6 protein-coding genes are annotated in these 4,774 nt (G+C 46.3%); 2 read left to right on the forward strand and 4 right to left on the reverse strand.

What is annotated here, in order from left to right; translation table 11 throughout:
- Positions 1-322: transposase (locus BUC26_RS22160; RefSeq protein WP_143166136.1), on the forward strand; the 322-nt coding region annotated here is incomplete at its 5' end.
- Here the strand turns inward: BUC26_RS22160 and BUC26_RS23300 are convergent.
- From BUC26_RS23300 to BUC26_RS22170, 3 genes are all read right to left on the reverse strand, one after another.
- Positions 311-811 carry a zinc ribbon domain-containing protein gene (locus BUC26_RS23300; RefSeq protein WP_143166137.1) on the reverse strand — a complete coding sequence of 167 codons (501 nt, stop codon included), beginning with the start codon at positions 809-811 and terminating at the stop codon, positions 311-313. The two genes, BUC26_RS22160 and BUC26_RS23300, sit on opposite strands and share 12 nt — an antisense overlap.
- A 125-nt stretch (positions 812-936) precedes the next feature.
- Positions 937-2,001 (reverse strand): tyrosine-type recombinase/integrase, encoded by a 1,065-nt coding sequence (locus BUC26_RS22165; RefSeq protein ID WP_073379565.1) that lies wholly within the window; start codon positions 1,999-2,001, stop codon positions 937-939.
- A gap of 2 nt (positions 2,002-2,003) precedes the next feature.
- Positions 2,004-2,267 (reverse strand): hypothetical protein, encoded by a 264-nt coding sequence (locus BUC26_RS22170; RefSeq protein ID WP_073379567.1) that lies wholly within the window; start codon positions 2,265-2,267, stop codon positions 2,004-2,006.
- 786 nt (positions 2,268-3,053) lie between these two features.
- Here BUC26_RS22170 and BUC26_RS22175 point away from each other — a divergent pair.
- On the forward strand, positions 3,054-4,493 hold the full coding sequence (locus tag BUC26_RS22175) for a VapE domain-containing protein (protein ID WP_073379569.1): 1,440 nt from the start codon (positions 3,054-3,056) through the stop codon (positions 4,491-4,493).
- Between the two features lie 87 nt (positions 4,494-4,580).
- Here BUC26_RS22175 and BUC26_RS23515 read toward each other — a convergent pair whose 3' ends face one another.
- Complete coding sequence (locus BUC26_RS23515; protein ID WP_153307098.1) at positions 4,581-4,736, reverse strand: hypothetical protein; 156 nt, start codon at positions 4,734-4,736, stop codon at positions 4,581-4,583.
- Between the last annotated feature and the right edge of the window lie 38 nt (positions 4,737-4,774).

Below are 4,774 nucleotides of genomic sequence, written 5' to 3' on the forward strand. Positions count from 1 at the left end.
GGCGTTGACGATAGCGCAGCTCTATCGCAGTCGCTGGCAAATCGAACTGTTTTTCAAATGGATCAAGCAACACCTCAGAATAAAGAGCTTTTTCGGTACATCGGAGAACGCAGTAAAATCACAAATCTGGATTGCGGTCTCAGTATACGTGCTGGTCGCTATCATGAAAAAGCAGTTCGACTTGCAAGAAAGTCTCTACACAATTTTACAGATTTTGAGCGTCAACGTTTTCGAGAAAGTACCGTTTTATCAATTAGTTACTGAAAGAGATTACAATCAAGAGACCAGGTGCCCCAATAAGCAACTGAATTTATTCGATTAACAATCGGACACTAGTGATATTTACCAAACGCTTAGTGAAATCAGGGTGAACATTTACTGAGAGCAGTAGAGCAGCAGTAATTAATAAGTAAGAAAGACTAAAGCCAATCACAACTGTATCTAGATATCTCGCGAAGAACCTTCGCCAAGGTCTCGGTCTAATTTCATTTAGTGAGTCTTCATCAAATATCCAATCATCTTCAATCTCGACACTACCGTCACCACCACAATCTTCTGATTCACTTTCTTCTTCGTTAGAGTCATTTCGTTGTCGATCTTCTTGTGCAAGATCATTGCCTTCTATAGTTTCCGGATCGATTTCTAATTCTGGCTCAAGTATAGGTTCTACAAATTTGTCATAAATTATCCCACATTTCGGACATTCATAATCCGCCGCAAGCTCCTTCTCTCCCCTTATATGATTGCACTTAGGACACTGCCTCCTTGTTTTCAGGGCATCACGAATATCAACCTTTTCAGATTTCTCCATTTCCCCTTCCCCAGAAAGCACCACATAATAACTATTTAAAAGTCATATGCCTGTTCCCTGTAATATATACAAAAAAATCCATAATACTGTCTTACTGATTAAGCACTGAATTATTAATCAAGCTCTTAAAACTTATCCAATTTGTCAATAGGTTTGCTTCCATTAGAAGGAAGAAGGAAGCCATATCTTTTTGCCAGCAAGTCCAGATCCGAATGCCCGACCTGCTTGGCGATGTAGAATAGAGAGATGCCCGCCGCTGCTGCTCGACTACAGTATGAAGCCCTGCAACTGTGGATATGGAGTTTTCTCACCCCTGCTCTCTCCTGCAGCTGGTACCAATGCCGATTTCTAAAGTTATCAGGCCGGATTGGATTTCCTGCCTGATTCTTAAATACCCACCCCTCTGTCCGTTCTCCAATATGTTGCCTCAGAATCTCCATTAAATTATTAGACAGGTCAACCATTCGACTGAGGCCATTTTTCGGCGGTCCCATCCTCCCAAAGCTATATGAGCGCTGTAGATGCCACTCACGCTTAACGAAATCGAGGTCCTCGACCCGCATTCCGACTACCTCACCAATTCTAGCCCCGGTCATAAGCAATGTGGCAACCAACGCATAATGCTTATGTCTTATTATGGTGTCCAACAATTGATTTACTTCATCTTGACCCCACGGCGTGGGCATTTTCTTGCCAGGCTTCCTGACAGAAATACCCCGTGCAGGATTATTTTCACACCATTTATGATCAATTCCGACTGAAAAAATACCGCTGATCGCATTCCTGATGTGGGCAACGGAACTTGCAGCCATCGATTTGAGAAGCAAATAGAGATAATCTTTTATCTCTCCACGCGTTATCTCATCCAATGGCTTGTTCCTAAATGGAACGTTTTTCAAGTGCTTTCGATAAATACTCCTATACGATACTTGAGTTGAGATACGACATTTGGCGGGCATTTCATTTTCGAGCCATTTCTTACATACCTTCTCGAAAATTGGTGCTGTTGTCTTTTTAGCGAACACCAATCCTACTTTACCGGCAGCAATCTGCCCACGGATTACATCGGCTAATTTTTCAGCCTCTTTCTTCGGACCAACCTTGATACTTCGTCGCCTCTTGGCATGAGTAACAAAAATCCAATATTCATGTGGTCTCTCTAACGATTTTGCTCTTACCGTTACTCCCATGATTACACCTCACTTGCCCGTTTGATTGAGGCTCTAAGCAAGTTGCAGCAGGACATTTTGACCGATCCTGGGTTATTGGTATTCTTGTAACGTTCCTCTAACCACTTAGTGATACTATTTATCGACCAATGGCCTTTATATATACCCAGAAGGTTGGGTGACAAGGCCTTGTCCTTTGGTAATTTCACCAATCGCTCAGCAGTCCACTGACAGATATCTACTGGCTTGATCTCCTTCGCTTCTTCAGCAACGTCTTCAGGTTTCATACTTTCCCTCATGTTCTTAATGATTTATGAGCAATATTGCTTATTTTTAGGAAAACACACCAATAATTATTTTGTCAATATTTCAATATGCTTAAGTGGTCACCAAACTTCGAGGTGACCGTTCCTTGCCTCCCCCGATTCAGTCCGGATTCAAATAGCTGCCGCTTGATGAGCATGCAACGACAGCCAAGCAAGATACCGTCCTGGCCTTTGGAAAGGGCTGGTGGTTCTCGTCTACAAAGTAATGGTTGAGAAGTTTTTAGATTTTGGGCGCAACCACCACATGTACAACCCCATAACACCCCACAAATGGGATCGACGAGAGATTCCCCGAGAAGAAAGAAACTCTGTACAAATGACCGTTGGCCTGGACAGCCACAAATTGATAACGAAAAATATTTTTGCATTAAATGTGGAATATATTGCACTAGACTACTCGGGTATCAATACCACATTTTGTGCCAGTGGCTACCAACGGCACGGCATGTTGGGTCTCAAGGGATTGTCGCTGTGGTGCTTCGTGTGTTATTCTAAGAAGGAAAGCTGAGGAGGTCCTTAGCTTCAGAGTTGTTACCCAGTAGATATGATCAATCTACTGCTCACCTGCTAAATCCTAGGGTGAGTGCGTGACGACTGCAACCTGGCAATGGGAATGGAACCCTGTCACTAGATGGGGTTCCAGCAGTCATCACAATAAGGGGCGCAGGGTGCATTGCCAGTCCCCAGCGCGAGGTCAGAATGGTGACCTTGACAATGTAGGGAGAAATCTCTCATTGCGGGTGCACTATGAAATCACATTCTGACCAATGTATCACTGTACCAACACAAAATCAGTCCCTTGGATCGGCAGCCCGGCTTATCAGCCTGCTGAACCCCTCTCCCCCAAACTTCCATATCCGGTCGCGTGAGCCGGGCAACCCTAACTCAATTTATACCGAGAAAAAGACCCTGACGGCTTCTGATCTGGAAGAACATCTCCAGGGGAAAATTGCCGTAGGTCTTACAATGTTTGTCTCGGAATCAGAAGTGATTCGAGGAGAAATCGATATTGACGATTTCGACGGTGTTAATCATCGCGACGGTAAGCCGCTTCCCGGTCATGCAAAGCTGACTGGTAAGCTAGAACAGCTTGGTTTGCCGTTCATTCTCAGCGTTACCAAGTCCGGTGGGTTTCGGCTCAGCTTGTTTTTGAAAAAGCCAACCGCCGCCGCTGTCGTCAGGCGGTATTTGAAGTCATGTTTGCCGTTGCTCGGGCTTCCGGAGACAACCGAGGTCTTCCCGAAACAGGATCGACTTGGCAAAGGGCACGGCAACAGTACCATAGCACCGTTCGCCAATTTTCAGACCGCCTATGATAGCCAAGGCGAACTGGATGTTGCAGGTTACATCGCCTGTGCGGAGAGCAAGCGTATCGAACTTGCTGATGCCCCACCATGCATTCAACATGGGTTGATCAGCGGCTTCGAGGTCGGTCGGCGTGATATCGGAATCCATAACCTAGCTGTTTGGCTCCACCAGCAGGGGCAGTTGGATAGATTTATCGATTTGGCTCCGCGCTGTCTGAAAAAGCCGTTCGAGAAACCTTATGACTTTGAGAAGAAACGACAGCAAATCGAGGAAAAGCAATATGAAGGGTTTACCGGCTGCGGTGATTGCCAGTTCAAGGCAACCTGCTCGGCAAAGGTATCAAAGCCAGGGAAAGAAACTGTCCTTACGAAGGCCATCGGGTTTCTTAGACGGAATTACACGATCCAGTTTGATGAACACTTCGGCAGTATAACGGTCGATGGACAACTCCTGGACGACGCCATCTCAGCCAACTTCCAGAAATGTTTTGCCGAGACCTTCGGTCAGGACATTTCAAGGGACAAGATTGACACTGCCACACGCCTTGTCGCCCATGATAATATCACCAATTGGTGGCAAGACTGGCTCAACGCTCTGCCCGTGTGGGATGGAGTTGACCGGTTCGAGATTATTGCCAAGGACATTTCCGGGGTACCGGCTCCGATTTACCCCGTTTATCTCAAGAAAACGCTCATAGCCAGTATTGTTCGCGCCTTCCATAAGGAAGGTATTGAATCGCCACCGTTGATTAAACAGATGCTCGTCCTCGCCGGGGCGCAGGACAGCGGTAAGTCCTCTCTTATTTATCATCTGTTACCGGTGTTGCTTCTCACAATAAATGAACATCGTTTTCCTGATTATTTTGACAGCGTTGTCTGATTATTTTGCTGCTGCCCCCCCGGCCGGCGTCGCTGAAGCGCCGGCCAAGGGGCAAGCCGAGTACTGATGGGCAGTTCGTTTATCAGATCAGAACGGCACGTCCCGTTCCTGCTCGGGATCTTCGATCAGATGACCATCCTGGTCGGCGGCCATGAGTCGGCACTGATCTCTGACGAGTGCCCCAAGGTATTCGGTCAGTTCGAGTAGTTCGGAGAGGAAGTGGATAGTTTGTTCGGCTTTCATTGGGATGCTCCTTCGGTGAGAGGTGATTAGAAGAGTTC

Origin of the sequence: Desulfofustis glycolicus DSM 9705 (assembly GCF_900130015.1) — a bacterium.
GTDB classification, from domain to species: Bacteria; Desulfobacterota; Desulfobulbia; order Desulfobulbales; family Desulfocapsaceae; genus Desulfofustis; species Desulfofustis glycolicus.